The sequence below is a fragment of the Bacillus sp. FSL K6-0138 genome (assembly GCF_037982765.1).
Taxonomy (GTDB): Bacteria; Bacillota; Bacilli; order Bacillales; family Bacillaceae; genus Bacillus; species Bacillus glycinifermentans.
In genome coordinates, this window is the sequence record NZ_CP150286.1 from 2,609,906 (window position 1) to 2,635,314 (window position 25,409).

Consider the following 25,409-nt stretch of genomic DNA (forward strand, 5'->3'; position numbering starts at 1 on the left):
TTTTATACTTCCATGATGATTGGGATGATCATTGGTTTTCGTTTTGTTTTTTCATATAAGAATTGATTTAATGCGTCACGCATGGTCTGTTTTAAAGCGGACCATTCGACGACGGCGTTTTCGGTGCTTTCTTTTACGATTTCTCTGACAAGCTCTGTCGCCTCTACGATCAGTTGTTCAGATTCCCTGACATAGACAAAACCTCTCGTGATAATTTCGGGTCCTGATACAAGATGTTTTTTCTTTTTATCGAGGGTGATGACAACGATTAAGATTCCATCCTGGGACAGAAGACGACGGTCCCTGAGCACGATGTTGCCGATGTCTCCGACGCCGAGGCCGTCAATCAGAATATTTCCTGACTGGACTTTATCGCCGATTTTTACGTTTTGCCCGCGGAACTCAACGACGTCTCCTTTTTCAACCAAAAAGATGTCGCTTCGCTTCATCCCGATTTCTTCGGCAAGCTTTGAGTGCGCTTTTTGCATTCTGTATTCGCCGTTTACGGGAATTAAATACTTCGGCTTCAGCAGGTTCAGCATGAGCTTCAGCTCTTCCTGGCAGCCGTGTCCTGACACATGTACGCGCTTCTGTGCAAATACGACGTTGGCGCCCGCCCTTGTTAAAAGATCGACGGCTTTGGAATAAATCAGCTCCTGGCCGGGTATAGGAGAGGAAGCGATCAATACGGTATCACCTTCTTCAATGTCAAGCTGCTTATGACCCTGTTTTGCGATTCTTGTCAAGGCCGCCAGCGGTTCACCGTGATTGTCTCCCGTTAAAATGGCCACTTCCCTTTTCGGATACTTTTTGACGTCTTGGACAGGTATGAACATGTCCTCATCAGCGGTCACATAACCGAGCTTGATCGCCAGCTGCAGAATAGCGGAAATATTTTTCCCTGATACCGCCAGTTTTCTGCCGTTTTGCAGAGCAGCGTCAATCACCTGCTGAATCCGGTTGAAGTTTGAAGCGAACGCGGCCACGATCACACGGTTTTCGGCATTATACATCACATCAGAAATTTCGCCTCCGACGACTGCTTCAGAAGGAGTATAACCCGGTTTTTCGGCGTTGGCGCTGTCCGACAGCAGGCACAGCACGCCTGAATTGCCGATCTTGGCGATTTCGCCGATGTCGCTGGTCTGGTTTAAAACAGGCGTCTGGTCGAATTTAAAATCGCCCGTGCACACAATGGATCCGAGGGACGTTTTAAAGCTGATGCCTACCGAATCCGGAATGCTGTGGTTTGTCCTGAAAAAAGATACTTTCGTTGATTCAAATGTAATAACGGATTTGGAGTGGATTTCTCTTAAATCGGCTTTTTTATTTGAGCCGTATTGTTTTAGCGTTTCTTTTAAAAGGGCAAGTGTCAGTTTTGTTCCGTAAACAGGCACGGATAGCTTGTTCAGGCAGTAAAACACGCCTCCGATGTTTTCTTCGTGTCCGTGTGTGAGGAAAATCGCCTTTACTCTGTCAGATCGTTCAATTAAGTAGGAAATGTCCGGTATAACCACATCGATCCCGAGCATTTCATTTTCTGGATGCATGAGTCCGGCGTCAACCACGAATATGTCAGAGTCGATTTCAATGACATAAAGGTTTTTTCCGATCTCCCCGACGCCACCTAAGGCGATGATTCTAATATTTTCTGTATTTTTTTTCAAATTGTAATCCTCCTAATCTAAGTACCCGTCCATCATCACTTGTCCCTATTATACCTGAATCTAAATTTAGAAAACAAGAACCATTATGTATAGAACAAACGGCCAAACCCAAAAAAGAGAATGACCGTTTTCGTCCGTATATGTTGTTACAGGCTGTTCATCAGGCTGCTTAAACGGAGACGCTCATCTTCATTCAGCGGAACTAAAGGAAGCCGGACAGAGCCGACGTCAAGACCTTTCAGCTGAAGAGCGGTCTTTAAAGGCGACGGATTTGGAGCAGCGAAAAGACCCTTCATCAGCGGCAGAAGCTTCTGATGGATCAAGGCCGCTTCTTTCGTCTCCCCATTGATGTAATGTTTGATCATCTGCTGCATTTCCGGTCCGATGATGTGTGAAGCAACGGAAACGATTCCCCTGCCTCCCACTGACAGAACCGGAAGCGTCAGACTGTCATCACCTGAGTACACAGCAAAATCATCAGGCGTTTCAGCGATGATCTTTGTGATCGCCTCGAGATCACCGCTCGCTTCCTTGATCGCGACGATATTCGGAATTTCCGCCAGGCGGATCGCCGTTTCCGGAGCCAGCGATGCAACCGTGCGTCCCGGCACATTATACAGCATGACCGGCAGCGATGTTTCTTCGGCAACCGCTCTGAAATGGTGGTACATTCCTTCCTGGGAAGGTTTGTTGTAGTACGGCGTCACAAGCATGATCGCGTCTGCCCCTGCTTCTTCCGCTTTTTTCGTCAGCTTGATCGATGCCTTCGTATTGTTGCTGCCCGTACCCGCGATCACGGGCACGCGGCCTGCCGCTTCCTTGACGGTATATTGGATGAGTGCAACTTTTTCCTCTTCTGACAAGGTCGGCGATTCACCGGTAGTTCCGGCGACGACAAGTGAATCCGTTCCGTTTTTCAATAAATAATCGATCAGCTTTGACAATTTTTGAAAATCGACATTTTCGTTTTTGTCAAAGGGCGTAACCATTGCGGTTGCAATATTTCCGAAATTCATTTTTTTCACCTCATCATGATTCAATCACATTTATTTTGATAGTTCAAACACTTCGTGCAGAGCGTTCACGGCAGTCGCCATGTTTTTCTCGTGGACGAGCACCCAAATCGTCGTATGGCTGTCTGCCGACTGAAGGATTGGAATGCCCTTTTCCGATAAAGCGGTAACGATTTTTGAGGTGACGCCAGGCACGCCCATGATGCCTGCCCCTACGGCCGAAACCTTTGCACAATTTCTTGTAACGGCAGGCTCATAGCCTAATTCCTTCAGTATGCTTTCTGCCCGGTCTGTCATGTTTCCGGCGACCGTATATACAATTTCGCTCGGCGTAATATTAAAGAAATCCACACTGATGTCTGCGTTCGCCATCGCTTTAAACACTTCTGTCTGCACGATGTATTGTCCCTCTTTGGCCGGGACTTTAAACTGCGTTACATCTTTGACATGGGCGATGCCTGTGATGAGCCGTTCAAATACGTCGCTTCCGGCCTTTGACGTATGGTGGCTTGTCACAAGCGTTCCTTTTTCTTTTGAATAGGTCGAGCGCACGCGAATCGGCACTTTCGCCTGCATCGCGATTTCCACAGCCCTCGGGTGGATAACCTTTGCACCCTGGTAAGCCAAATTGCAGATTTCCGTATAGGTAATCACAGGAAGCGGCTTTGCCTTTTCTACGATTCTCGGATCGGCGGTCATAACGCCTTCGACATCTGTGAAAATATCAATAAATTCGGCGTCCAGCGCCGCTCCGAGCGCCGCGGCCGATGTATCGCTGCCGCCGCGGCCGATCGTCGTGATATCACCTTTGGCAGTAGCTCCCTGAAAGCCTGCGACGACGACAGCGTCATGATCAGCCAGCATGCTGATAAGGCGTTCCGGCTTCATTTCGAGGATTCTCGCGTTCGTGTGCTGATTATCGGTTAAAAAACCGGCTTGAGCACCGGTCAATGCAGCGGCTTTAATGCCGTTTTCCAGCAGCATGCTTGTAAACACGACGGAAGAAATCGTTTCACCGCATGAGAGCAGTAAGTCCTGCTCCCGTTCCGTAATCGTTTCCTGTCCCCCGTAAAGGAGATCAAGGAGCGAATCGGTCGCATACGGATCGCCTTTACGGCCCATTGCCGATACGACAACAACAACCTTATATCCTTCATTGACCGCATCTTGTATATGGTGCAAGGCAAGCTTTCTGCCGCGGTCATCCCTAACAGAGGTTCCACCAAATTTTTGAACGATGATTTTCAATGTATTTCACTCCAAGTTTATTTCGGACGCAACAGAAGAGAGGGGCCGAATGGGCCTCACTCTCTTCTCGCATCTCCAGTAAGAAATCTTAGTATATTTTAAACTAAATCCAAAGCTTTTAGGCTTTCTGCGATTTGTACGGAGTTCCAGGCCGCACCTTTCAGCAGGTTGTCGGACACAACCCACAGGTGAAATCCGTTCGGACGGTCAAGGTCTTTGCGGACGCGTCCGACGAACACGTCTCTTTTCCCTACTGCATCAGCCGGCATCGGGTATACCTGATTTGCAGGATCGTCCTGAAGAATGACGCCCGGAGCTTCTTTTAACAGATTTTTGATATCCTCTGCTGTGACATCATCGCGGTCTGTCTCGATGTAGACGGACTCTGAATGCCCAGTTGCAATCGGCAGTCTGACGCAAGTGGCCGCAACTTCCAGATCAGGCATATGCATGATTTTTCTCGTTTCATTGATCATTTTCATTTCCTCAAACGTAAAGCCGTTTTCCTGGAACTTATCGATTTGAGGAATCGCGTTGAATGCGATTTGGTAGTGCTTTTCATCGCTTTTTACAGGCATGATCTGCGGTTCGTACGAATCGCCTTTTAAGATGGCTTCCGTTTGGCCGTACAGCTCTTTTACAGCTTCATTGCCGGCACCTGAAACAGCCTGGTAGGTTGACACGATGACTTTATTTAAACCGAAAGCCTTGCGGATAGGCTCAAGCGCTACAACCATTTGGATCGTTGAACAGTTCGGGTTTGCGATGATTCCGTTATGCTGATGCAAATCTTCTTCATTGACCTCGGGCACGACGAGAGGAGTGTTTTCATCCATCCGAAACGCACTCGTATTGTCAATGACGATCGCACCGCGTTTGACAGCCTCGTGAGCGAGCGCCTTTGAAACGCTTCCCCCTGCGCTGAACAATGCGATGTTTACCCCTTCAAAGCTTTCCGGAACCGCTTCCTGTACAGTGTGCTCTTCGCCTTTGAATGTAAGTTTCGTACCTGCTGAACGTTTTGAGGATAATAAAGTCAGTTTATCCAGTTCAAAGTTTCTGTCTTCTAACGTTTTTAACATTTGCTGTCCTACAGCGCCTGTCGCACCAACTACTGCTACATGTAATCCTCTGCCCAATTGTAAAACTCCTTCCACCCTATCGTTAATGACGATTGGTTGACTATGCAATTTTACATTATATTTTAACATAGAAGTAAGCCTGATGATTGATATTTTTTGTTACATCTTCATTTTCTCAAAAATTATTGGTAATTGCTGATCAGAACCGGCTGCATCTGTTTGTATGAGAGCGCTTCTTCTACTGTCGGCAGCAAAAGATCCATTTTTGCGACAAGCGAATTCGGTTTGTTGAACGGATCATCCTGCCCGAACGGGATGAAGAAAATGTTTTTCGTCGTCATCAGCCTCATCAGATTCACTCCGTTTAAACCGAGTGCATCGTTCGTCGAAATGCCGAGGACGACGGGGCGGGAATTGCGGACCGTCGCCTTGGCCGCCATTAAAACCGGAGAGTCAGTTTTATATCTCACCCCCAAAGATCACCTTTAAAAAAGAACTGCTAATTGAAGATTGATTTCAATAGCAGTTTAACATATTCGTTATAAAACTCGGCATCGTTTTCATTTAAATCTTTTTGCTTAATATAAGAAATAATGAAATTTTTCTTTTTTATTTCATGTACAACTTCTCTCCCTTTGCTGTCAGTATACAAGGTTGTCATATCATTTAGATACATGGCTTTTCAGAACCTCCACCGGATGACTTATCATCACAACAGTATGAAGGTGAAAAATTGTCCCATGACATATGTTTATAAATAAGATCATCACAGAGCTTGTTCAGATAATATGTATAGTTGACTTTTTTCTTCATCCATCTGACTTCAGTTCCGATTTCTTCACAGATCTTGATCGGTAAACTTGATTTGTTAACTTTATTCTTATATGTATGTTCTAACTGATTTTCAGCTATATGTTTATATGTAAGGAAATCATCAATATGTACGAAATACACTTTATTTTTCGGCTCTCTAAATTGAAACAGAAAACCAGGTATTACATAATCAAATTTAGATGCCTCCTTAAGATATTTGATTTGCTGAGGTTTTATAATTTTCTCGCTGAACGAGAAAGACTTATTCTTAGTCGATTTCATCTCAACAGGGAACAAGTATCCTTTGTAATGAATAAAGCAATCATACTTATTTTTGGATACTGCAGCCCCTCTCTTCAAAGACATGGGATTGACATCTTTAATTCTGTAAAAGAATATACCTTGATCTTTTGCTGATTTTTCAACATTTGATTCGAATACTTTACCTTGATTGGTTGCTGCCAATTAACCACTCTCCTATTATATTTTTAATTTGTTTAAGTTGGTTTTCTCATTAAGACCTCATTCCTTTTTCATCATCACCCGACACTGATACATAAGCTCCTCATTATCGTTTGAAAGATTAATAAGGTTTCGGTGAGCTCTTGAGTAATCATCTTCCTTTAAAGCTTCTTTTGCTGTATCTAGTTTTCTCTGAATCTTGTTTATTAGTGATTCAAATTGATTGGTCTGTTTCAACTGTTCCCCTCTTCAGTTCATTTCTTACCTTCATTAGAATTTTCCCCAGTTTGTTTTCACCGACGCCATCACAAACTCCCCAAATCTTGTCTCCCCAAGTATTACCTTCGATTAAAATTGATTCTCCGGTTTGTAAAAGCTTATTTTTGAGGTGAGCATTCTGTTCAAATTTAGCTTTCACGATTTCATACATGAACGTTTCCTTCACTTCCTCCCATTCTGGTCTCAGCTTAACTCTTCGTCCTTTCCTTTTGGCCAAATTAGGGGGAAGCTCTGAAAACTCCAAGTGAATTGATTTGTCTGTTATTTTCATTGCTTGAAAAGCAGCTTCATTATTTTGATATGTGATTCCTTGATACATTACTGGAGCTGAATAAAAATTGCTTAAGAAATAATGCTTACCTTTAAATTCATCAATTACATCCAATTCATATATCATTCCTTTTAATTAGTTTATTTAGAATTCTTCAGTTGTATAACTGTGTCACACATTATAGCTAAATATGTAAGACCGACTAAAGGCAAAAAAATAGCTGCCCAGCTTGCTTTATCATGCCCCCATCCATTTTTGCTTGCCCATCTAACTAAGCAAAACTTAAGTAAAGTGCTTAATAGGTAATAAATTATCGCAATATGTATCATTGAAACAGTCCTCCCCAAATCACTCCTGCTGCAATAGCAATTATAAAAACAGAAATAAATTATTCTTTACCACACACTAATGTCTGTAATGTCTTTTTGGGTTTTACATTTTGAGCAAATCACCTCCACTCTTGTACCAATACTTGCACCTGTTAAAAGAAAAGATGTGTTACCTTTACATTTTTTCCAATGTTCTTCCCTAAAAGCATCCGCTTCCTCTCTTTCTTTTTCAGATAATGTATGAAGGCTGTTAATTCTAAGATTCTCGTTTTCTTTTAATAATTTAGAGATTTCTTCATCTTTGTTGAAGTTCCTCAGCTTTTCTGCAAAAGAATCTCTTTCACCCATCAGATTGTCGATGAAAGTACTTAACTCATCCATCAACTTATTCTTCTCCTTATTTTCTATCCATTTGAGAATCATTCCACCACTCCTGTTTCAAATCTCAAAGGTTTTGACCTCAAACTTTTTATAGGTATCTACTTCATTACCTGGTATCTCGTTTACACTCGGATACTTATCGTAGTCGTATGGATACCCAATACAGTTCATGTGAAAGCTTGTCCCCTCATGATTAAACTCAGTTTGCAAATGTTCATGCCCACAAATCCAATGTTTAGCATTAATGAATGGTACATCGACCATATAGCAGCTATTAGGTTCAAATGGAGAAAAAGGATTATGAACAGGCGGGACATGAGAAACAAACACATCGATGTGAGTTTTTTCGAGCGTTTCATACCAATCCATCGAATCTTTCCACATTGCTCTTACTCCATCTTCCTTACTGTAACCATTAATGCTAATGTAGTTTGAGTCATTAGAGACCCCTTTGAAGAAATCCCATCCTTCAATCCCTTTTGGTAAATACCACATAACATCTCCTGCAAAGACTTTCCCTTTGAAAGTATCCATTGACTTGATTAACGGAGTCACATTCTTTATGTCACCAGCCTTTTTGACTAAATCATTCACCCTTCCCAATGAATCAGAGTATTTTCTTTTTTGGTTTTTGCTAAGTAAATAAAGATCATGATTCCCATGTGTGAAGTAAACCTTCTCGTATTGTTTCGCTACTTCATCTAAGACCCAAATGGCTTGTTGGTTCCATTCAGTAAAATCTCCAGCTATGATTAATACCTCTCCATTACGGTTTGAAATCAATCTCTTTACAAGCTCCCTTGTTCGCTTCTCCCATTTAAGTTGGTTATTATTCCAAGGAATCCAATGATTGATATGGAGATCTGATACATAGTCAATTTTCATTTTATCCTCCTTCCTTTGCTTATGCTGTTTAATTCTCTTTCGCTAAGTTTAACCTCATTTCATAGTAATCAGCTTCAGTGGTTTCATGTAAGTAATCTAAGTGCTGCTTTTCATGAGACTTAATCCAGAATTCTTCTTTATAATAATTGATTTCAATCCGCCCTCTAAAATTATGAAGAACTCTGATTACCATTGTTAGATTTTGACGAGTGATCACATTGTTCAAATCATGATCTTTAACAAATTTCAAGAATGCTTTATAAGGCTTTGACCTTTTCTTGAACTCATAATAAGTTTTGTCTCCTGAACATACAGGGTATTTTTTTAAATCACTCTCTTCGACTTCATTTTTGAATGTTCTCTCGATAAACAGAACAGGTTCCGAACTCCTACTATAACCAATCTTATTGTAGGCATCTTCTATTCCAAGAACTTGACTTATTTCATCGTTCATCTCCTTAAGAAAATTCCCCTTGATATAAAAAACGTATTCTAAATCGCTATGTAAGTCAGTATTTTTATCAACCTTATAATATTTAGTCATTAGATCCCTTCTTTCATAAAGAGTGAATAAAACAAATTCAAATAATAACTGTGCAATACCATTACATATTCAACAGGAGATGATTTGTATGGCACGTAATAACAACAATGAATTAGTTATACCGAATGCTCAGGCAGCTATTGAACAAATGAAAATTGAAATAGCTCAAGAGTTTGGTGTTCAATTAGGTGCTGAGACTACTTCAAGAGCAAATGGTTCAGTTGGTGGAGAAATCACTAAACGCCTTGTCCAAATGGCTCAACAGCAAATGGGTGGGCAGCTTCATTAATTCTCTGAGGGGTTGATTCCCCTCTGCATTCTTTTAATTGATTCAGGGTAGTAATACCAGTCATAAAAGCACATTGCCTTGATCTCTAAAGAAATCTTCAAGTCTATAAGCTGCAAATTAAATTGTCGGCCGCTTTGCATCCGTTTGCCAGGACGCAGTTTCTTTCGTTAGTCAATCACGATCACCCTCACATGAGTAGTTTCGATAACACCCTTCGCAGTAAACGTATTTAGGTACTTCGCCTTTCGGAAATCTCTCTTTGCTTCCGCAATAAGGGCACTCAACGCCCTTAGTTTCGCGCAAATATTTTCCGAGGTTATTCCACTTATTTACGTCAATAATTCGTCCATCTCCGTCCGGCTGTCGTCGATGATTTTTGCGCGTTTGACAGCAATAGATGTAAGCGCAGCTCTTCCGTCCCCTGTTGGTTCACCATCGGCAACTACAGTCGCATAATCAATCGTTTTATAGACTCCGCGATAAGCGACAACATCCCCCACACGAACCTCAGTTGGCTGCGGCGCGTTCAAATATTCGTCAGGTACTTCGAGTCCAAGTGCACGATGGAGAGCGATAGCCTTTCCGATATGTTCATTGAAGCAATCGTCTGGTGCGGCCTTGGCAATTCCTTTCCCGCAAATATCACCAAAACTTATCGATTTAAGAAGGGCGACGATTGTACGTTTCTTTTTATTTATAACGAACTCTACGTTACAAAGGAGGTTCCCACGAATATAGCACAGTTTTCCGTTAGGACTTCTTCTTTTAAGGTTTTCGATACCCGCCTTCGCCTGCTCAACAATTTCATCCCGGCGTTCTTGTGCGGTCTTTTCAACCGGTGCCTGCGCCATTAATTCACGCCTCGCATCTTCGTATCCTTTTGCGTAAGCAGCTAGCCGCAATTCTTCGATCGCATCTCTCGTTGTTTCTACCGCAGTATCGTATCGTTTATCGACGTTTTCCATGATGACTTCGTATTCTTTATAAGTCACATAGTGACAATCCAATCGATGTACGTCGTACTCCTTATAAGCGAACACGCCATTTCCGAATTTGTACTGTCCATCGACAACTAACTCATCCCCGTTCTTATAAAGGCCGTGTACCGTATCTGCATTCGTAATTAAAATTCGATCATTTCTATTGGCCGGACGCTTTTCTGTGACGATGAGTTCGGCGTCTTCTTTAGCTACTAAACAACCATCAATACTTCCGTTATATACCGCATAGTCGGCGTTGTCTTCCCGTGCGACTTCGAAAACTTCACCAATCTTATCTGTGTACCAGTACCTAGACCCACTTGCTTTCTTAATCCGCACATACTGTTTTCTTTTCATTTATTTATCCCTCCGCAATTCCTTAATGGTGTCCTGCATCTCTTTCATTTCGGATAGTATAAGTTCTTTTTCTGCTAGAAGAGAGTCTACAAGGGGAAAGTCGGCGATAGGACACATTTTCGTAATCGTAGATTCCAACTCTTCAATATAATTAAGAAGCTCTGGGATGGCCCTCCGAGCGCAAGCAATAAATCTAGCATCCTGTTCGCTCTTAAATTCACCGCAAATAAGATCACTGTCTTCATCGAGTACATACCATCCCTCTGTAGTCTCAACGTACACCCATGACTCTCCTGTTGCCTCTTCCCAACTTTTATGGATTTTATTTAATTCGTCTTTTGTCATTATACATTCCCCCCTTCAATATCAACTTCAAGAATAGTAATCGTTTTCCTTACTCCATCTATCCTCCCAGAATGGTATTGCATACTTTCAACATCTCCTCCGTACAGACGCTCATGCTCCGTCTTTAAGTACGTCTGAAAGTCACGCACATTCTACTTGGATATTGGTTTATCTGTTATTGGAATTTTCGTCACCGCCTGCACAAAATTTGCAATAAACAGCGCCGCCAATTTCCGTCCAATTAACACCTACTTCATCGCCACATTCTTCGCAACGACAACCTGAAATTAACTGGTTTAGCTCGGCAATGTGATCGAGCAAGGCCGGGATGTCTTGGCGGGCGTGTGCGATGAACTCCGTATCCTCTTTTCGCGCGCATCTTGCAACACCGAATGTTTGGTAACTCCCCTTAAAATTGTCGATCAGAACGTAATGATCGTATCCTTCGCACCATTCTCCTTCCGTTGCCGCTTCCGCCCGCTTTCGGATAGCTTCGAGCTGGTCTTTCGTCATTTTCGTCACCTTCTTCGTATATTTAATCGTTATCAATTGGTTCAGCCACTACGGACACGCCGTCAACACGCCTTTCGGAAAACTCGTGGTCTATTCCCATAATATCCACGTTTCCTCTGTAAGTGTAATAACTATAATCAATCGATTTGACGCGCTGTCCATACTTTCTCAAATCAGCGTTGACAATTCGCCTGAATTCGGAAAGATCGTAAGACACTAGATCAGAGCCACTAATCCGCTTTAAATCGGAAAATTCATAAACCATTCTCATCACGCATTCCCCCCTTCGATTTTGATTCCGAGAAGATTAAACGTTTCATGAACTGCGTGCGACATATTCTCATAGCTCAGTTGCTCTTCGTAATCAAAGGCGACTCGTTTATCGCGTATAATCTCTTCGTAATACTACCGCACCTTCTCCTCAGGTGTCTTTTCGACTTCATATCCGTTGATTAATGCGGCTAAAAAGTCGGTAAACCCAAGGTCGAATAAAGCCAGCTCATTATCGATATACCTTGCGACCAACTCCTCGTCTGTATACACTTCTCGTAACTGTTCAAATAGCTCCGCCTGCTCCTTCGTAATTACTGGCTTTTTAATTTCGCTCATCTATTCGTCCTCCTTCGCGAGAATATCGTACGCATACAGTTGAATATCGAATCGAACAATGCCGCTGCCGTCCGAATATATCTGCGAACCCTTAACGTTAAACCCTTTTTGCGCAAAGTGATCCCGGAGGATCTTCTCAATTTCGTCGTCTAAAAGGCCGATTGTAACGTTCATTTTAATTCCTCCATTCAAGAATAAAGATCCCAAAACGTGTCCTCTTCGTCCTCTTCTAATGAATCCGCGAAGTGTTGCTGGACGTTATCTTTTTCGCTTATCACAATATACAAATCGCCAGTATTTTCGTTAACTGAAACGGTCTGATTTTCGTTAGTATACTCCGAGTCTCCCCCCCACTTTCCGTAGATATATTCGTTAGTGCCGTCTTGAAAAATAACATCTATCGCGACGATATCGTGGTGTTTCTGTAGTCGGTCAAACGGCAGTGTATCGTTTCCTTCCCAAGTACATACGTTTGCGTCCGTTGTATTAGCTTTCGATGATACTTGCAGGAAGATTTCTTCCGCAGATAAACTTTCGCTTATGCTATTCGATGCACGTCTCGCAATTGACCGTGTAATGTTCGACATATAAAAATATCCGATATGCTCCCGATCAATCCTAAGTACCTCGCAATTTTCAGTTACAAGTTCGATGTAATTTACTTCACGCACCTCAGCGCCTCCTTTGCGTGTAAATTTATTTCGTATAGCTCAGTAATCGGAACTAAATCGACCGGTTCTTCGGGAAGCTCCGACTTCGATTCGATTGATTTCAGCGCCTTCTTCAACCGCTCGTTTTCCGCAATCAATCCGGCAACGGCACAACGTAGGTCTGCGATTTCTTGTATTTGTTGATCCTCCACAATTCTGTCCCTCTTCGTTTATTAATATTTTTAATTAGCTTATATTACTTAATTTCATTTAACTCACTCTTTAATATAAAAAACTCATGATCTAATTCCTTAAATCTTTTATTTACTATGTAGGCTTTACCATCTTTCATTTTAAATAGATCAGAATATTTACCTGGATTACTTCTAATAATCTTAAAAGCTATTGTTGCACTAACCCATTCCTTATTTTCAATTTGCTGAAGGACTTTGCTCATTTCAAACAATAAATCAAGCTGCTCTTTATCTTGTTCAGTTTCCAGTTTTAATATGTCACGTTCCTTTTCAAGTATCTTCCCTTGAAGAACCTGGCTCTCCTTTTCCAATTCAGCTTGCTTTGTTTCTAAATCGTCATTAAGTAAATCATTCACTTCAGAATTCAACTGATCACCCCCTTGAATCAAAATAAAATATTAGTTTCATTCAGTTTTTACTTTTAATTTGTTTAAAATGGATAAAAATAATCATCTCCTCGTGAAATACTAGATGGCAAGTCCTCTTATTAATCATCATTATATCCTTTTAATTTGTTTAAGTCTATTATTTTTAAAAATTTTTTGCCTCATAATTCCTATATTGCCACTTCTAATTTGACCTGATCATGAGGATTATACCCATCCAACATAAAATGTTCAGGCTTGAAATCATAAAAATTCTTTATTGAATCATCCATAATAAGTATAGGTGCAGCTAACGGTTCACGCTTAACAATTTCTTTTGCTTGATCAATATGGCGATCATAAATATGTAAATTGTTTATGTAATGATGAAACTTTCCTGGCTTATATCCGCACACTTGAGCAATCATATGCTGCAACAAAGCATACTGAGTAACATTTATGTTTCCCGCAACAAGATAATCGGATGAACGCTGAATAAGAGTCATGTTTAAATACTCGCCATCATAGTCCCACATTGTCAGAAAAGCGCATGGATACAGCGTCATTCCATGAAGATCTTGATGATTGTACAAATTGGTGATCATTCGTCTGCTATATGGGTTGTTTTTCAGATCCCAAATTAACCTGTCAATCTGATTGAAGTAACCTTCTTTGTATTGATGTTCATACTTCATTTGTCTTCCATAAGCTAAACCAAGATTTCCATCTTTATTAGCCCAGCTACGCCAATACTTAACTCCGTATTTCTCTTCTAGCAACTGTACATCGTTAGATTGATCTTGATAAATCCAAAGAATTTCTTTCAGTCCCGATTTAAAAGCTGTTGGCCGTAAAGTAGCAATAGGAAATTCTTTTTGCAAATCATATTCATTCAACACTCCAAAGCACTTCAACGTATAAGCAGGTGTTTGATCAGACCACTTGGGACGAATTTTTTGTCCTTTATCAGATTTCCCTTCGGATAATACTTTGTTTAAATTTGATTTTAAAACTGTATCCGCAAAACTCATTAAATCTCTCCCTCATAATTGGCTCTTGTTTTTCAAAAATACATCCCCTATAAGTCCAAGTAAGCAAATAAGCCATAAAATAACTTGAGCAACTGTACTTAGCTCTACATGAAGATAATTGAAATCCTTAAATTGTTTTCTCTCAAATTTCTCATCAACCAGTTTCCCCACACCTTCGACGACCGTTGTAAAATCAGTGATTTTCTTTTGATTTGTTATGTAATCTTTAACCTCTAAGTTAAGCTCATCCACTTCCGACCAAGTGAACGGATACACCCAATTAACAGTACCATCCTTCTTCATGCTTAAAGTAATTATGTAATCATTCTTATGTCCATTCTGCCACTTATCTTGTAGAGCAAATCCATAATTTATGTCTGATACATCACCCAGATTAACAAATACAATATTCACTTGTTTTCTGGAGATCTTTTGGCCTTTATGATTTGGATCAGGAATTTGCTCATTTAAATATGTATTCACTTCTGAAAGCTTACGACTAGCTTCTTCTTTGTTTGGAACGGTTCCAACAATTCTGTTTATGTCTAAGTTTTTATCAACTTTATTAGGATACGAAGGTAAATTCGGATAATCATCTAAATCAATATCTTTATGTTTGAATAAGGAATAGCTCGCTTTAACCTTATTGGTGTAATAGTGAACTGAAGCAGTTGGATCTCCAGGTTTCCAATATTGTTTGAGTTCCTCAGTTGTATTTGGATATCTGTCATCCATTACTTTACCATTAGGCAATCTATTCACTAATATCCATCCGTCATCCGTAGTTTTGATCTTGTTTTCAGCATCATGGTGTTTCCAGTGACCCGGAGTTGTGGTACATGATTGACCATGATTTGTCTTATGGCAAGTAGTATGAGGAGGAATCCATTCATCCCATTCTTCTTTATGCTGCCAATCCACAACTTTACCAGACCAAATTTCTTCATCTGTTGTCTGAGCCATAAAGTCTATTGCATAAGTGGCAACAAAAAGTAAATAGACAACCGCCAAAACAATTACGCTAGTCCTGATTTTTGTCCACTTATAATAAACCTCTATTCCCACAAGACCAAATAGAAAGAGGGACAGGGGAATAATCCACCCTGTCATTTTATTTATCCCCTTTTAAATCAACGGTATCTGCTTTTCCAGAGTCGAATGCTTTTTGGGTCTTATCAGAAGTCACAATATATTTGTCAGTATCTAAAGGTTTTCTCTCTGTCAGCATTGCCATAAGGATTCCTCTGTGTTGGACTAATCGATTATATTCAGCAATCATGTCAGTAATTTTCTTTTGATTTCGATCAAACTCAGTTCGACCAGCAGAAATTTCATTTTGAAGTTTAGTATAAACTTCTCCATTTAAGTTTGGGTTTTGCTCTTGAACAGCCTTAAATAAGAGTTTGCTATCTTCATATCTACCAGAGATCAAATCGGCATAAACATCTTTAAATTGTTCAGCTTGTAAATCGGTTACCTGAGTCATTTCCTTAAACTTTTTCCACATAGCATCATAATTGCTTTCGTTTGACTTTAACTGAGCCTCAATTTGTGTTTCAAGACTAACAGCTTCTCCCCTTTGATTCCAAATGACTGCAGCGGCAATCACAGTAATTAGAATAAAAACACCTAAAACTCCTAAGCATCCCAAAACAAATTTATTTTTCATACGTATTATCTCCTTTTAATTCATCTTTAAGTTCCTCAACTTGTTCTTTAACTGCCTCATTAACCATCTTTGGTATTTTCTCAATTCTCTTTTTAATTGATGAAGAACCTGTTTCCCTAATTCGATCAGTTAATTCAAGACAAGCAGCCAAAGATAAGTCGCTAATTTCATCAAACTCCCCCTGGATTTTATGAAGTACGTCAAGGTACAGCTCATCTGATTCTTCAAAAACAGGTAATGTTTGTTCCAATTTCTCGATCTTTTCTAAATGCTGCTTTATTTCCATCACTTTATCCATTGTTTCTCAGCCCCATAAGCGCGTCTTTGATTTCTTCTTTGGCTACTTTATTCTCAAGAACCCTTCGGTGTCTTTTAATTAATTTCTTTTCAAATTTTTTTGCTCTCCCTTCTGTGAGTTCGGCTAACGTCCAACAATTTACGGCGTTTATTGACCTTACTTTGGAACCTCTTGCCTGCACATTAACATCTCCTCAATAATTGCGATAAAAGTCTTCTTTTATTTAAATTTTGAACCTATATAAATCCCCTTTTCGATCAAGGTGATAATTGCCTTTCGGATAGGTTAAATACCCGTCAGAGTTCAGTTTTTCAACTAGATTAAACATAAACGTTCCATATTTTGTTTTGCCTTTCTTCCACATCTTTTTTCTCAACCGTTTTTTCATTAAAGTCTCCCTTGAATTAAATGAGATATAATGAATATATTATTAAAGTGGCCTTGGCTGCACTCCACATCAGCATGCTTTACATCATGAAGACAGCCAAGGTTCTTTATTTACCTAGTGCCAGTTGATCCATGTCCGCCTCTATTTTCATTTTCTAAATGTCCAACTTCAATCAATTCAACTGCAGGCATCTTCTTCATAATTCTGAATTGGCAAATCCGATCTCCTTTTTTAATTTCAGTATCTCTCAGCGCGTAAGCCGGGAAGAACCAGAAATCATCGTCCCCTTTGTATGATTCATCAATCACGCCCATTGAATTTGTCTGAATGATACCGAAGTTTTTATATGTACTTGAACGAGGAACAACATGGGCTTCATATCCTTCAGGCAATTCCATCGCTACTCCGAGAGGAATTAATATAAAGCGATTCTTTGGAATAAATACATCTTCCGAAGCTCTCAGGTCAATCCAATCACCCTGTTCGATTTTTGAAATGCGCGTTTGTGTTTCGTCTGCATATTTGATTTTGATATGTAGTGTCATTTTTCAAACTCCTTTTGATTTATTAATAAATTTTAGCAAACCGTTATAATACTTTTGATAACCATTTAGCGGCTTCTAAAATTGCATCCTTATCGTAGTTATCAAAAATAAAGCCCTCTAATGAAACTCCACTTGAATATTCACCACCTCCGTAGTATTCATCTTCAGTTTGAACCCATAAACTAATACCATTTTCAAGTTCAATTACCCAATCACACGTTTCTTCAGCAAATGGCATGTGTATGTCATAAGGTTTTTCATCAAAAACACAGTTTAAATCACTTATAGCATTCTCTGCGTCATCGTAATCTCTTATATTGAAATTTGAATTAGACATTTTTGAAATCTCTTTTCTTAATTCAAACTCTCCTTCGAACTCGGGATCTCCCGAATGCTTTATCGGATATCTAAATAACTTACCTTCCTTAGCTTTTTTATTTATGTAAACCCAATTATTTTTGGTGAGCTTAGACTTCATTTCATTACTCACTCTCCTTTTAATTTAATAATTCTTCAATTTCTTTAACTGAGATGACCCCTTTCGTGGCCATTTCTTTAATGTCATCTAATAAAAGATCTTTACGTATGTATTTTGCATTTATTTCATCGATGATAAATTGAGAATCCGTCAGTGGTTTTGAATATTGTGTAAAGAAAGAATAAACTTGAGACGCATTTTTTAAAAGGTTTTTATAATCGTATAATTCTTTTTTTACCTGCTCGGTGTTTAAAGTTCCATCGCTATTTTCCACAATTCCTTTACAAAACAATTCATAAATCTCCTCATAATTTTCCATACCATCACCCCTTTTAATTCGCATTAAAATTACCATTTTATTTAAATTTAGGTGTACAGTTTCAATTCCTTAACCCAATCAGGGAGCTCTTCAGGAGTATGAATGCCAAAGTTGACACAAGTTAAGGTGTTAGGCTCAAGCTGTGTATATCCTTTATCTCGAATCACAAAATAGCCCCCTTCGTGTTCAAGCTCTTCAAGTTTCCACTGTGGACATTTTAGAATAATTTTCTTTTGTTCAGCCATGTATTCATCCAAACTTACATATTCTTTTCTTTCTTGTATCGGTTTGATCATTCGATGATACACATAACTCATGACTGCATGTCCCACTTGCCCAGCCAGTTTCCCCTTACTGATCTTGATATCTTCGTTGACCAAGATATACATCCGATAATCCCTCATGTGTATCACTCCTTCAAATTTTTAATTAGTTCATCTAATTCATCTGGCTTAAATCCGATGCTGCGTTTTACTTCGTTCCCTCTCCATCTAGCAGGATAGTGACGGGTACCCCCATTACTCCATACTCTGCTGCAACTTCTGGCTGTTCTGTAACATCAATTACTTCATACTCAATTCCTTTTTCGTTTAGATAATTAGAAACTAATTGACAAGGGGTGCATGATGGCTGTTCTAATTTGATTAATTTCATCATAGTGATGCCTCCTCAAAATAAAAATCTTCATCCTTAAGGGCTTCTACAGTTGCTTTTTTGTATCCATTCCCCTTACCCGAAAAGAAGTCATGCGATTTAGTTTTTGTGCTTAATCCGTTCAACACAATTGGGTTAACATCCTCCTCCTCAAAGTAATGATCGAATCCTAAATTGTTTAAGGCTTTATTTGCGTTATACCGAATAAACTTTTTCACATCATGAGTAAGTCCAACTTGATCATAAACATCTTCGGTATACTCAAGCTCGTTTTCATATAGATCGAGCAGCAAGTTAATAACCCATTCATACAATTCTTTTTTCTTGATTTCAGTTTGTTTATTATAGATTTCCTGAGCCAACAATCCAGTGTATACACCATGTAGTGCCTCGTCACGAATTATCAAATTTATGATTTCTCCGCTGTTCATTAACTTCCCCTGACTATAAAAATACAATGGATAATAAAATCCTGAATAGAACAGGAAGCTTTCAAGTAATACAGATGCAACCATTCCTTTATACAAAGACAATTCATCATCACTTTTAATTTGTTTATATATAGAAACAATAATACTGGCTTTCTTCTGTAGATACTTATTGTTTTTAACCCATTCGAAGACTTCATTAATTGTTTCCATCGGAGCTAAGGTAAGAAAGATATTGCTGTATGATTTAGCATGAACAGCGTTTTCCATCATGGCCATGAAATTCAGCACAGCTTTACGCTGGTGTCCTTCGACATGATCAGCAATTGTTGGCATACCAGTATTCCCTTGTTCTGTGTCCAGTAAGGTTAATCCGGCCAACACTTTCATGTATGTATCCTTTTCTTGGTCTCCGAGGTATTTCCATGTAAGCAGATCGCCATTTAGCGAAATCTCTTCAGGAAGCCAGAACTGCTTAACGTTCTGTTCGTAAAACATTTGTGTGAATCCGTCTTCGTGTTGCGACCAGTTGGCCGCTGTATATTGCGTCAATTATTCGTCCTCCATTCGCTTTAATGCCTCGTAATTATTGTTGATTGTTTCGTTGATTAAGATTTCTCTAGCTTTCTCTTGTGATGTGATTCTAAATGCACATTCGCCCTTCCCGTACATTTCGGAATTGACAACATAATCGCGAAACAGCTCATTCATGTATTCGAGGTTGCCGGCGCCGTAGAATTTTCCGTTTAAGAAACAGGCGTATGTTTGCGACATATTATTAACACAACTCCTTCATTTAAACTACACAAGACAAGCAGCCTTCCTGCCCCGTGTCCTTTGTCCGCGCATAATACAGCGTTTTGATGCCGCGATGATGCGCATACAAGTCAATTCGGTTCAGATCACGCGTCGTCATCGTATCCTTCAGGAACAGCGTAAATGAGATACCTTGATCAACGTGCTGCTGAATTGTCGCAATCATATCGACGACTTTAAACATATCCATGTCGTACGCTTCCTTATAGAAGAACCAATTCTTCGCACTAAGTCCCGGCATCGGATAATACGTCTTGGAATTTCCGTATGTCCGTTCCTCTATGCGCTCCATAATCGGCATGACACCTGCTGTTGAAGATTGAACATATGAGATGCTTCCTGTAGGTGCTATTGCTTGTCTATATGAGTGATACAAACCATATTTCATCACATCTTTTTTAAGCTGCTTCCAATCTTCAATTGTTGGAATATGCTGATCTCCAAACAGTTTTTTTACCTTTTCGAACTTTGGACTAAAGCTTTGTTCTTCGTATTTCTTGAAATACTCACCTGATTTGTATGTAGAGCCTTCAAACTGGTAATATGTTTCCCCGGTTTCTTTGGCGATTTCCATTGAGCGCCCAAGGGAATAATAGTTCATCATCATAAAGAAAGTGTTGGCAAAATCTCTCGCTTCTTCGCTCTCATAGGCGATGCCATTTTGAGCTAAGAAACCATGTAGATTCATTGCTCCAAGTCCGACTGACCTCATAAGCTTATTTGCCTTAGCAACTGCTGGAGCATTTGTAATATTGGTTTTATTCGATACATGAGTCAATGCATCAATAGCTAATTTGACTGTATTCTTAATTGACCCATTCTTCATTACGTTGAAGATATTAATCGAGCCTAGATTACATGAAATGTCCAAGCCAATTTCGTCCTCTTCGCCATAGTCTGTATACGTTGATACTTGGGAAGCCTGAAGGACTTCTGAACAGTTACCAGTTACAATTCCATTAAAAATTAGAGAATGATAATCTTCTTGTGTTGTGTCATAGACATCCTCTACCCCATCTTTTTCAATGCTGATAATTTCGGCTGTGAAATCATGTTTTGGCTTTCGTGATTTTGCTTGCAATGTTTCAGTCAACATGTTGAATTTGTACTTATCATATTCTTTCAAATCAACAATGCTCATGAACAATTCTCTTGACGCTCTGTCTTGAATGCTAAGCTTATGAGTTGGTTTAACTTTGTATAATTTGGAACCGCCCCGGCCATCAGGGAGAAGCTCCTGTGAGCGTTTGTTATTGGTATAAATGGTTGTATATACTCCCATATTAATGAGTAACTTTTGCACATCTTGCAAACTCTCAAAATCAACTGATGTTAATTCAATTGTTAGTGCCTTCGCTTTATGATTGGCATTTACACAACCATCCGTTTGAAATAATCCAGACAAATAAGCTGCTTGTGTTTCCTTATCAGCTTGATATAAGAACTCTGGAACTCTTGTTTTTGTTTCTTTTGTCATTCCATATTTATTTAAAATATCAAAGAGTACTGTACTAGACATATATAATAGATCTTGTTTTTCTGGATCAGCAGCAACAAATTTTGGAGTAAAAGAAGTGTTGTGCTTATAAACACGATTAATTTTATGTTTATCAATTACACGGTGCACAGCATCTTTTACCTTCTTCTCCAACACCTTTTTATTGTCATATAAATAAATCTTCGCTGTCTTATCTGTAATTGTTCCATCCCCAGCTATAATCCCCATGATATATGCGAGGTCAGGTTCATGAATACTCCCATATTCTCCTTCACCAGACTGAATCAGTAGTTTGTCTCCCGGAACAAGTTGGTTAAGCTGAAGTTTTTGTATTTCGTTATTTCGCTTAACATAAAACTTATGCCACTCTGTTGCTCTGATTTCAAATCCTTGCTTAGTTTTAACTTTAAAGACATCTGCGTTCTTTTTAGTTAGCTGCATAGGTATCGCATTCACAATTGAAGTCCCCCTACAATCCTTGTCAAACTGTTTTGTCCGATTGTCAATAACGACCCTTAAATCTTTTTGACTTTTATATAGATCTGAGGCTTTTTCGTACCCATTTTCGGTTAAAAGAAAAGTATCTCCTGTCACACACAAATTAGAAAATTTAACCTTTGAAATATGACTGTTAGCGTGGAATCGATTTACATTGTCTGCAAACATCAGGTAAGGATAACCCGATTCTGATCGTAAGATTGCGAGCTTTTCTAATAGTTTACGAGCATTCGCTTTTTTCTTCCTGACATTTGGGTTTTCGACCAGTTCATCATACATTTTTGCAATATCCATTTCGTCTAAATGTTGCCCGTATTCCTTATAAACTGAATAAGGATAAAACATATAGAAGTCTTTATCTTCCCTAGCAAGCTCAATAAATTTATCTGGAATAACTACACCAATTGATAATGTTTTTGCCCTGACATCCTCATCTGCTGAGATTTTTTTGGTATCAAGGAAGTCATTAATGTCTGGATGAAAAACATTAAGATAAGCAGCTCCTGATCCTTGTCTTTGTCCCATCTGATCTGCATATCGAAAAGCATTATCGAGCAGCTTCATTACACCTACAACGCCTTTAGTGGCATTCTCAACTTCTTTAATTGGCTCTCCTTTTGCTCTAATCTTGTTTAAATTAAGCGCGACTCCGCCTCCGAGTTTAGAAAGCTGCATTGAGATATCTATAGCTCTTGAAATATCATTCAATGAATCGTTGACTTCAAGTAAGAAACAACTGACCATCTCACCTCTTCTTTTGCGTCCTGCGTTAAGAAATGTAGGTGTTGATGGTTGATATTCTTGTTTCATCATAAGTGAAGTAAATTCTTTAGCTTTTTCAAAATCTCCATTCCCTAGATACAAAGCAACAATGCTCACTCGATCTTCATATCGTTCAAGAATTTTCGTTTTATCGTTTGTCTTCAAGGCATAGTCATTGTAAAACTTGAATGCACTCATGAATGAAGGGAATCTGAATTTGAAGCTATACGCCAATTTGAACACTTCTTTAATCTGTTCAAAGGTATACTTGCTTAAAAACTCTTCTTCGTAATAATCATTCTCTAAAAGATAATCAAGTTTTTCTTTGAGATCGTGAAAGAAGACAGTGTTTTGATTAACGTAATCTACAAAGTAACTATGTACGGCTTCCTTATCCTTTTCAAATTGAAACTTTCCGCCTTTTTGAATCATAATCTCATTGTTTAACTGAACCCACTTTGGTACTTGATTGATTACTGTCAATAAATTTAACCTCCTGTATTAACTTGTCCAAGTCGGAATCTGATCCACTTAATTCAAACTTAAGGAGAACTGGAACATCATATTGCTGTGAGAGTTTATCTGCTGCCGCAGCAAAATAGTTCCCCCAATTTCGATTCCCACTTGAACAAACACCCAACAATAATTCTTTATTTTTATGTATGAACTTCTGAGTCTTTTCAGGAATTTGCCCGAATTTAATTGTGTATGTAATATGTATGAATGGCTCATTGACCCTTAAATCCTCAGTGATTTCCTTCGTTTTAATTTGTGTTTGTTTCTCTAGCTTTTTAATAAATCTTCTTACATTACCTGTCATGCTTTCATATGTAACAAGCATTATTCATTCATACTTCCTGAAACAAATTTCTCAGTGATTTCCTCAGCTTGATTGTCTGCAGCAACTCCGGCATTTGCTTCTTCTAAATTAATTGCGGCCATTTCATGATAGCCTTTTGCCATTGATTCATAAAACGAAGCATCCTTGAACTGATTGACTTCGACATATTTGTTTCTGTAGCTTTCAGGTACTACATATTGTTCACCATACGGATTTGTGGCAATATACTCTCCCCTTCTTACGGAAACGGAAACCCCTTCAGTATGTATAACTGTGTTGTTTTTTGCTTGTTCAATGCTTACAAGATGATCTTTTTTTACATATAGTTTCTTAGCTGCCCCCATCATTCATCCTCCTCATTTTCCGTTGTTTATATTAATACTTTTAATTTGTTTAAAACTATGATTTTATTCAGTTTCTCTAAGATGTACTGCTCAGATTAAGCAACGAGCCTCACCCCCTTCTCAAAAAATTCGTTTTCAAAATGTCGAAAATAACCTGATTTTCTTGTACATCAAATTTAGCCAATTGACTCAATCATACAAACAAACTCAAATCTCATTCCCACACCCTTTTGAACTGAAGCAAATTGTGAACTTTCTCTACTTGCGTAACGATATATTGTGTTTTTCGGATTCATATTATACTATATATAGTGTAACCCAAACGCATATTCCCCTTTGAAAGGTAGGTGTATACATATGGCTAGAAAATCAAGCTCCAGAAGAGTATCCTCTCCCAAAATGGTGAAAATAGCTTCTAAAGTCTTGAGATCCAAAAACTCTAGTAAAACTTCAAAGAGTTTGGCAGCTTCTGTCCTTTCTCAAGCAAAATCTAAAAGAAAATAGTAGGAGTGAAAACTTTGAAAAAAAGAAATAAAACTTTCAGGAATTTTGAGCGAAAACTAGAAAAAATGCAACAAAAGGCTAAAGAACTTGAAAAAGGACAAGAAGTTCAACTAAATGACCTTTTTACCGACTCTTTTATGAAAAAGAATACAAAATTTTCATCTCTTGATGAAATGTTTGATAAATCACCTTTCACCATTGAAAACCAGCAAGATTTTGAATCAATTCCTGATGATTTATGGGACAACTTTGTTAGAGAAAATAGCAAATTTTTAAACTGGGGAGAAATGCAACAAGAAGCAAAAAACCTATACATTGCTATGCAACTTGGATTTTAGAAGATGGCTGCGGCCATCTTCTTCCCCTTAAAATCATCTATTTATTATAAATACTTTTCTAGTTTTTCTTTAATTCTTTCAAAATCAGTAATATGTGATGATAACAAGTCAACATGATTAATGTTAGTATCGGCGTACCCTAAATCCTTTCGGTACTCAATAACAAACTTTGCGAAAAGCACAAGTGCAATGTATTTTCCTTCATCATCATCCTCATTTTCTATACTGAAGTTTTTCCATTCCATAAACCTTTTAACTGTATTGTCTGAAGCATACATAAAGATTTGAATAAATAATTTGTTCATTTCTTTCTTCATTTCCTTAAATTTAGCCTCACGCTGCTTCCCTCTTAAGTTATCTAAGTCGGTAATATTAATAAACTGATTCCAAATCTTTTCAATCTGTTCAGATTTTTTGAAAGCTGATTGATTTTCATAAATCTTCAACTTTTCAAGTTTTGTATCTATTTCACTTTTTAATTTTTGAAGTTTTTTATTTGAACGAGCTGTGATAACTGCTCCTGAAATTCCTCCTACAATAGTTCCTACTGCAGTTAATCGCAATGTTTCTATTAACCAGTCAAAATTCACAAACATTCCTCCAAAAACAATATTTTCTTTTATTTTATCACTCAATCACTCCTTTCCCCTTCTCCTCTCAAT

At 38.8% G+C, this 25,409-nt stretch carries 36 protein-coding genes and 2 pseudogenes; 2 read left to right on the top strand and 36 right to left on the bottom strand.

Features of this window, described 5'->3' with window-relative positions:
- Positions 1-2: 2 nt before the first annotated feature.
- The 10 genes and pseudogenes from rnjB to MHB78_RS13860 all read right to left on the bottom strand — a co-directional run bounded on the left by rnjB (position 3) and on the right by MHB78_RS13860 (position 8,974).
- Positions 3-1,667, bottom strand: coding sequence for a ribonuclease J2 (gene rnjB / locus MHB78_RS13815; RefSeq protein ID WP_046132847.1), 1,665 nt, complete (start codon positions 1,665-1,667; stop codon positions 3-5).
- Between the two features lie 146 nt (positions 1,668-1,813).
- Positions 1,814-2,683 carry a 4-hydroxy-tetrahydrodipicolinate synthase gene (gene dapA, locus MHB78_RS13820; RefSeq protein WP_046132846.1) on the bottom strand — a complete coding sequence of 290 codons (870 nt, stop codon included), beginning with the start codon at positions 2,681-2,683 and terminating at the stop codon, positions 1,814-1,816.
- A 30-nt stretch (positions 2,684-2,713) separates the two neighbouring features.
- A complete protein-coding gene (gene dapG, locus MHB78_RS13825; RefSeq protein WP_046132845.1) occupies positions 2,714-3,928 on the bottom strand; it encodes an aspartate kinase in 1,215 nt (404 codons plus the stop codon).
- Between the two features lie 98 nt (positions 3,929-4,026).
- The gene (asd, locus tag MHB78_RS13830) at positions 4,027-5,067 is read right to left on the bottom strand and encodes an aspartate-semialdehyde dehydrogenase (RefSeq protein WP_046132844.1); all 1,041 of its coding nucleotides are present in this window, start codon (positions 5,065-5,067) and stop codon (positions 4,027-4,029) included.
- Positions 5,068-5,192: 125 nt separating this feature from the next.
- Positions 5,193-5,468: pseudogene (locus tag MHB78_RS13835) on the bottom strand (flavoprotein); the annotation flags it as partial.
- Positions 5,469-5,676: 208 nt separating this feature from the next.
- Positions 5,677-6,288 carry a Holliday junction resolvase RecU gene (locus MHB78_RS13840; protein ID WP_046132843.1) on the bottom strand — a complete coding sequence of 204 codons (612 nt, stop codon included), beginning with the start codon at positions 6,286-6,288 and terminating at the stop codon, positions 5,677-5,679.
- A 211-nt stretch (positions 6,289-6,499) separates the two neighbouring features.
- On the bottom strand, positions 6,500-6,949 hold the full coding sequence (locus tag MHB78_RS13845) for an NADAR family protein (RefSeq protein ID WP_065894743.1): 450 nt from the start codon (positions 6,947-6,949) through the stop codon (positions 6,500-6,502).
- Between the two features lie 281 nt (positions 6,950-7,230).
- Positions 7,231-7,587: a hypothetical protein gene (locus tag MHB78_RS13850; RefSeq protein WP_046132839.1), complete on the bottom strand. Its 357-nt coding sequence runs from the start codon at positions 7,585-7,587 to the stop codon at positions 7,231-7,233.
- 15 nt (positions 7,588-7,602) lie between these two features.
- Positions 7,603-8,430, bottom strand: a complete 828-nt coding sequence (locus MHB78_RS13855; protein WP_046132838.1) for a metallophosphoesterase — start codon at positions 8,428-8,430, stop codon at positions 7,603-7,605.
- 28 nt (positions 8,431-8,458) lie between these two features.
- The gene (locus tag MHB78_RS13860; protein WP_065894518.1) at positions 8,459-8,974 is read right to left on the bottom strand and encodes a hypothetical protein; all 516 of its coding nucleotides are present in this window, start codon (positions 8,972-8,974) and stop codon (positions 8,459-8,461) included.
- A gap of 88 nt (positions 8,975-9,062) precedes the next feature.
- Here MHB78_RS13860 and MHB78_RS13865 point away from each other — a divergent pair, with 88 nt between their 5' ends.
- Complete coding sequence (locus MHB78_RS13865) at positions 9,063-9,263, top strand: alpha/beta-type small acid-soluble spore protein (RefSeq protein ID WP_046132836.1); 201 nt, start codon at positions 9,063-9,065, stop codon at positions 9,261-9,263.
- 329 nt (positions 9,264-9,592) lie between these two features.
- Here the strand turns inward: MHB78_RS13865 and MHB78_RS13870 are convergent, their stop codons facing one another.
- The 25 genes and pseudogenes from MHB78_RS13870 to MHB78_RS13990 form a co-directional block, all read right to left on the bottom strand.
- Positions 9,593-10,600: a hypothetical protein gene (locus MHB78_RS13870; protein ID WP_046132835.1), complete on the bottom strand. Its 1,008-nt coding sequence runs from the start codon at positions 10,598-10,600 to the stop codon at positions 9,593-9,595.
- A complete protein-coding gene (locus tag MHB78_RS13875; RefSeq protein ID WP_052948584.1) occupies positions 10,601-10,945 on the bottom strand; it encodes a hypothetical protein in 345 nt (114 codons plus the stop codon).
- Positions 10,946-11,113: 168 nt separating this feature from the next.
- Positions 11,114-11,458 carry a hypothetical protein gene (locus tag MHB78_RS13880; RefSeq protein WP_046132834.1) on the bottom strand — a complete coding sequence of 115 codons (345 nt, stop codon included), beginning with the start codon at positions 11,456-11,458 and terminating at the stop codon, positions 11,114-11,116.
- Positions 11,459-11,480: 22 nt separating this feature from the next.
- Positions 11,481-11,729 (bottom strand): hypothetical protein, encoded by a 249-nt coding sequence (locus tag MHB78_RS13885; protein ID WP_023856099.1) that lies wholly within the window; start codon positions 11,727-11,729, stop codon positions 11,481-11,483.
- A gap of 134 nt (positions 11,730-11,863) precedes the next feature.
- On the bottom strand, positions 11,864-12,067 hold the full coding sequence (locus tag MHB78_RS13890; RefSeq protein WP_052948583.1) for a hypothetical protein: 204 nt from the start codon (positions 12,065-12,067) through the stop codon (positions 11,864-11,866).
- Positions 12,068-12,241 (bottom strand): hypothetical protein, encoded by a 174-nt coding sequence (locus tag MHB78_RS13895; RefSeq protein ID WP_157759332.1) that lies wholly within the window; start codon positions 12,239-12,241, stop codon positions 12,068-12,070.
- A gap of 14 nt (positions 12,242-12,255) precedes the next feature.
- Positions 12,256-12,738: a hypothetical protein gene (locus tag MHB78_RS13900; RefSeq protein WP_046132833.1), complete on the bottom strand. Its 483-nt coding sequence runs from the start codon at positions 12,736-12,738 to the stop codon at positions 12,256-12,258.
- Entirely contained in the window at positions 12,726-12,929 is a 204-nt protein-coding gene (locus tag MHB78_RS13905) for a hypothetical protein (RefSeq protein WP_231947454.1), read from the bottom strand. Before MHB78_RS13905 ends, MHB78_RS13900 begins: the two co-directional genes overlap by 13 nt.
- Before the next feature lie 44 nt (positions 12,930-12,973).
- A complete protein-coding gene (locus MHB78_RS13910) occupies positions 12,974-13,339 on the bottom strand; it encodes a hypothetical protein (RefSeq protein ID WP_046132832.1) in 366 nt (121 codons plus the stop codon).
- 188 nt (positions 13,340-13,527) lie between these two features.
- Entirely contained in the window at positions 13,528-14,367 is an 840-nt protein-coding gene (thyA, locus tag MHB78_RS13915; RefSeq protein WP_046132831.1) for a thymidylate synthase, read from the bottom strand.
- A gap of 12 nt (positions 14,368-14,379) precedes the next feature.
- A complete protein-coding gene (locus tag MHB78_RS13920; RefSeq protein ID WP_046132830.1) occupies positions 14,380-15,477 on the bottom strand; it encodes a hypothetical protein in 1,098 nt (365 codons plus the stop codon).
- Between the two features lies 1 nt (position 15,478).
- Positions 15,479-16,036 carry a hypothetical protein gene (locus MHB78_RS13925; protein ID WP_046132829.1) on the bottom strand — a complete coding sequence of 186 codons (558 nt, stop codon included), beginning with the start codon at positions 16,034-16,036 and terminating at the stop codon, positions 15,479-15,481.
- On the bottom strand, positions 16,026-16,334 hold the full coding sequence (locus MHB78_RS13930) for a hypothetical protein (RefSeq protein ID WP_046132828.1): 309 nt from the start codon (positions 16,332-16,334) through the stop codon (positions 16,026-16,028). Before MHB78_RS13930 ends, MHB78_RS13925 begins: the two co-directional genes overlap by 11 nt.
- Positions 16,327-16,515 (bottom strand): hypothetical protein, encoded by a 189-nt coding sequence (locus MHB78_RS13935; RefSeq protein WP_046132827.1) that lies wholly within the window; start codon positions 16,513-16,515, stop codon positions 16,327-16,329. The genes MHB78_RS13930 and MHB78_RS13935 overlap by 8 nt, the downstream gene beginning before the upstream one ends.
- A 42-nt stretch (positions 16,516-16,557) precedes the next feature.
- On the bottom strand, positions 16,558-16,722 hold the full coding sequence (locus MHB78_RS13940; RefSeq protein WP_167543085.1) for a hypothetical protein: 165 nt from the start codon (positions 16,720-16,722) through the stop codon (positions 16,558-16,560).
- A 110-nt stretch (positions 16,723-16,832) separates the two neighbouring features.
- A complete protein-coding gene (locus MHB78_RS13945; RefSeq protein ID WP_065894516.1) occupies positions 16,833-17,267 on the bottom strand; it encodes a dUTP diphosphatase in 435 nt (144 codons plus the stop codon).
- A 43-nt stretch (positions 17,268-17,310) separates the two neighbouring features.
- On the bottom strand, positions 17,311-17,745 hold the full coding sequence (locus MHB78_RS13950; protein WP_065894514.1) for a hypothetical protein: 435 nt from the start codon (positions 17,743-17,745) through the stop codon (positions 17,311-17,313).
- Between the two features lie 19 nt (positions 17,746-17,764).
- Positions 17,765-18,064: a hypothetical protein gene (locus MHB78_RS13955; protein WP_065894505.1), complete on the bottom strand. Its 300-nt coding sequence runs from the start codon at positions 18,062-18,064 to the stop codon at positions 17,765-17,767.
- Positions 18,065-18,111: 47 nt separating this feature from the next.
- Positions 18,112-18,468: an aminoacyl-tRNA hydrolase gene (locus MHB78_RS13960; RefSeq protein WP_065894503.1), complete on the bottom strand. Its 357-nt coding sequence runs from the start codon at positions 18,466-18,468 to the stop codon at positions 18,112-18,114.
- Between the two features lie 5 nt (positions 18,469-18,473).
- A pseudogene (locus MHB78_RS13965) lies at positions 18,474-18,718 on the bottom strand (thioredoxin family protein).
- Positions 18,718-19,698: a class 1b ribonucleoside-diphosphate reductase subunit beta gene (gene nrdF, locus MHB78_RS13970; RefSeq protein ID WP_065894501.1), complete on the bottom strand. Its 981-nt coding sequence runs from the start codon at positions 19,696-19,698 to the stop codon at positions 18,718-18,720. The pseudogene MHB78_RS13965 and the gene nrdF overlap by 1 nt, the downstream one beginning before the upstream one ends.
- Positions 19,699-19,920 (bottom strand): hypothetical protein, encoded by a 222-nt coding sequence (locus tag MHB78_RS13975; protein WP_065894499.1) that lies wholly within the window; start codon positions 19,918-19,920, stop codon positions 19,699-19,701.
- A gap of 22 nt (positions 19,921-19,942) precedes the next feature.
- A complete protein-coding gene (locus MHB78_RS13980) occupies positions 19,943-23,152 on the bottom strand; it encodes a ribonucleotide reductase N-terminal alpha domain-containing protein (protein ID WP_128748398.1) in 3,210 nt (1,069 codons plus the stop codon).
- A 4-nt stretch (positions 23,153-23,156) separates the two neighbouring features.
- On the bottom strand, positions 23,157-23,561 hold the full coding sequence (nrdI, locus tag MHB78_RS13985; protein WP_128748155.1) for a class Ib ribonucleoside-diphosphate reductase assembly flavoprotein NrdI: 405 nt from the start codon (positions 23,559-23,561) through the stop codon (positions 23,157-23,159).
- A complete protein-coding gene (locus MHB78_RS13990; RefSeq protein ID WP_006640512.1) occupies positions 23,561-23,905 on the bottom strand; it encodes a hypothetical protein in 345 nt (114 codons plus the stop codon). The genes nrdI and MHB78_RS13990 overlap by 1 nt, the downstream gene beginning before the upstream one ends.
- Positions 23,906-24,423: 518 nt before the next feature.
- Here MHB78_RS13990 and MHB78_RS13995 point away from each other — a divergent pair.
- Positions 24,424-24,747, top strand: a complete 324-nt coding sequence (locus MHB78_RS13995) for a hypothetical protein (protein ID WP_231592797.1) — start codon at positions 24,424-24,426, stop codon at positions 24,745-24,747.
- Positions 24,748-24,791: 44 nt separating this feature from the next.
- Here the strand turns inward: MHB78_RS13995 and MHB78_RS14000 are convergent, their stop codons facing one another.
- Complete coding sequence (locus MHB78_RS14000) at positions 24,792-25,382, bottom strand: hypothetical protein (protein ID WP_065894491.1); 591 nt, start codon at positions 25,380-25,382, stop codon at positions 24,792-24,794.
- Between the last annotated feature and the right edge of the window lie 27 nt (positions 25,383-25,409).

Coding starts and splice junctions, on each gene's coding strand:
- MHB78_RS13990 (WP_006640512.1), bottom strand. CDS start 23,905: ATGGGGGCAGCTAAGAAACTATATGTAAAAAAAGATCATCTTGTAAGC.
- MHB78_RS13860 (WP_065894518.1), bottom strand. CDS start 8,974: ATGACTAAATATTATAAGGTTGATAAAAATACTGACTTACATAGCGAT.
- MHB78_RS13925 (WP_046132829.1), bottom strand. CDS start 16,036: ATGAAAAATAAATTTGTTTTGGGATGCTTAGGAGTTTTAGGTGTTTTT.
- MHB78_RS13850 (WP_046132839.1), bottom strand. CDS start 7,587: ATGATTCTCAAATGGATAGAAAATAAGGAGAAGAATAAGTTGATGGAT.
- MHB78_RS13885 (WP_023856099.1), bottom strand. CDS start 11,729: ATGAGAATGGTTTATGAATTTTCCGATTTAAAGCGGATTAGTGGCTCT.
- MHB78_RS13890 (WP_052948583.1), bottom strand. CDS start 12,067: ATGAGCGAAATTAAAAAGCCAGTAATTACGAAGGAGCAGGCGGAGCTA.
- MHB78_RS13930 (WP_046132828.1), bottom strand. CDS start 16,334: ATGGATAAAGTGATGGAAATAAAGCAGCATTTAGAAAAGATCGAGAAA.
- MHB78_RS13870 (WP_046132835.1), bottom strand. CDS start 10,600: ATGAAAAGAAAACAGTATGTGCGGATTAAGAAAGCAAGTGGGTCTAGG.
- MHB78_RS13875 (WP_052948584.1), bottom strand. CDS start 10,945: ATGACAAAAGACGAATTAAATAAAATCCATAAAAGTTGGGAAGAGGCA.
- MHB78_RS13945 (WP_065894516.1), bottom strand. CDS start 17,267: ATGACACTACATATCAAAATCAAATATGCAGACGAAACACAAACGCGC.
- MHB78_RS13980 (WP_128748398.1), bottom strand. CDS start 23,152: ATGATTCAAAAAGGCGGAAAGTTTCAATTTGAAAAGGATAAGGAAGCC.
- MHB78_RS13865 (WP_046132836.1), top strand. CDS start 9,063: ATGGCACGTAATAACAACAATGAATTAGTTATACCGAATGCTCAGGCA.
- MHB78_RS13920 (WP_046132830.1), bottom strand. CDS start 15,477: ATGACAGGGTGGATTATTCCCCTGTCCCTCTTTCTATTTGGTCTTGTG.
- MHB78_RS13880 (WP_046132834.1), bottom strand. CDS start 11,458: ATGACGAAAGACCAGCTCGAAGCTATCCGAAAGCGGGCGGAAGCGGCA.
- dapA (WP_046132846.1), bottom strand. CDS start 2,683: ATGAATTTCGGAAATATTGCAACCGCAATGGTTACGCCCTTTGACAAA.
- MHB78_RS13940 (WP_167543085.1), bottom strand. CDS start 16,722: ATGAAAAAACGGTTGAGAAAAAAGATGTGGAAGAAAGGCAAAACAAAA.
- MHB78_RS13955 (WP_065894505.1), bottom strand. CDS start 18,064: ATGGAAAATTATGAGGAGATTTATGAATTGTTTTGTAAAGGAATTGTG.
- thyA (WP_046132831.1), bottom strand. CDS start 14,367: ATGAGTTTTGCGGATACAGTTTTAAAATCAAATTTAAACAAAGTATTA.
- MHB78_RS13950 (WP_065894514.1), bottom strand. CDS start 17,745: ATGAAGTCTAAGCTCACCAAAAATAATTGGGTTTACATAAATAAAAAA.
- MHB78_RS13895 (WP_157759332.1), bottom strand. CDS start 12,241: ATGAACGTTACAATCGGCCTTTTAGACGACGAAATTGAGAAGATCCTC.
- MHB78_RS13855 (WP_046132838.1), bottom strand. CDS start 8,430: ATGAAAATTGACTATGTATCAGATCTCCATATCAATCATTGGATTCCT.
- MHB78_RS13960 (WP_065894503.1), bottom strand. CDS start 18,468: ATGAGGGATTATCGGATGTATATCTTGGTCAACGAAGATATCAAGATC.
- nrdI (WP_128748155.1), bottom strand. CDS start 23,561: ATGCTTGTTACATATGAAAGCATGACAGGTAATGTAAGAAGATTTATT.
- MHB78_RS13975 (WP_065894499.1), bottom strand. CDS start 19,920: ATGTCGCAAACATACGCCTGTTTCTTAAACGGAAAATTCTACGGCGCC.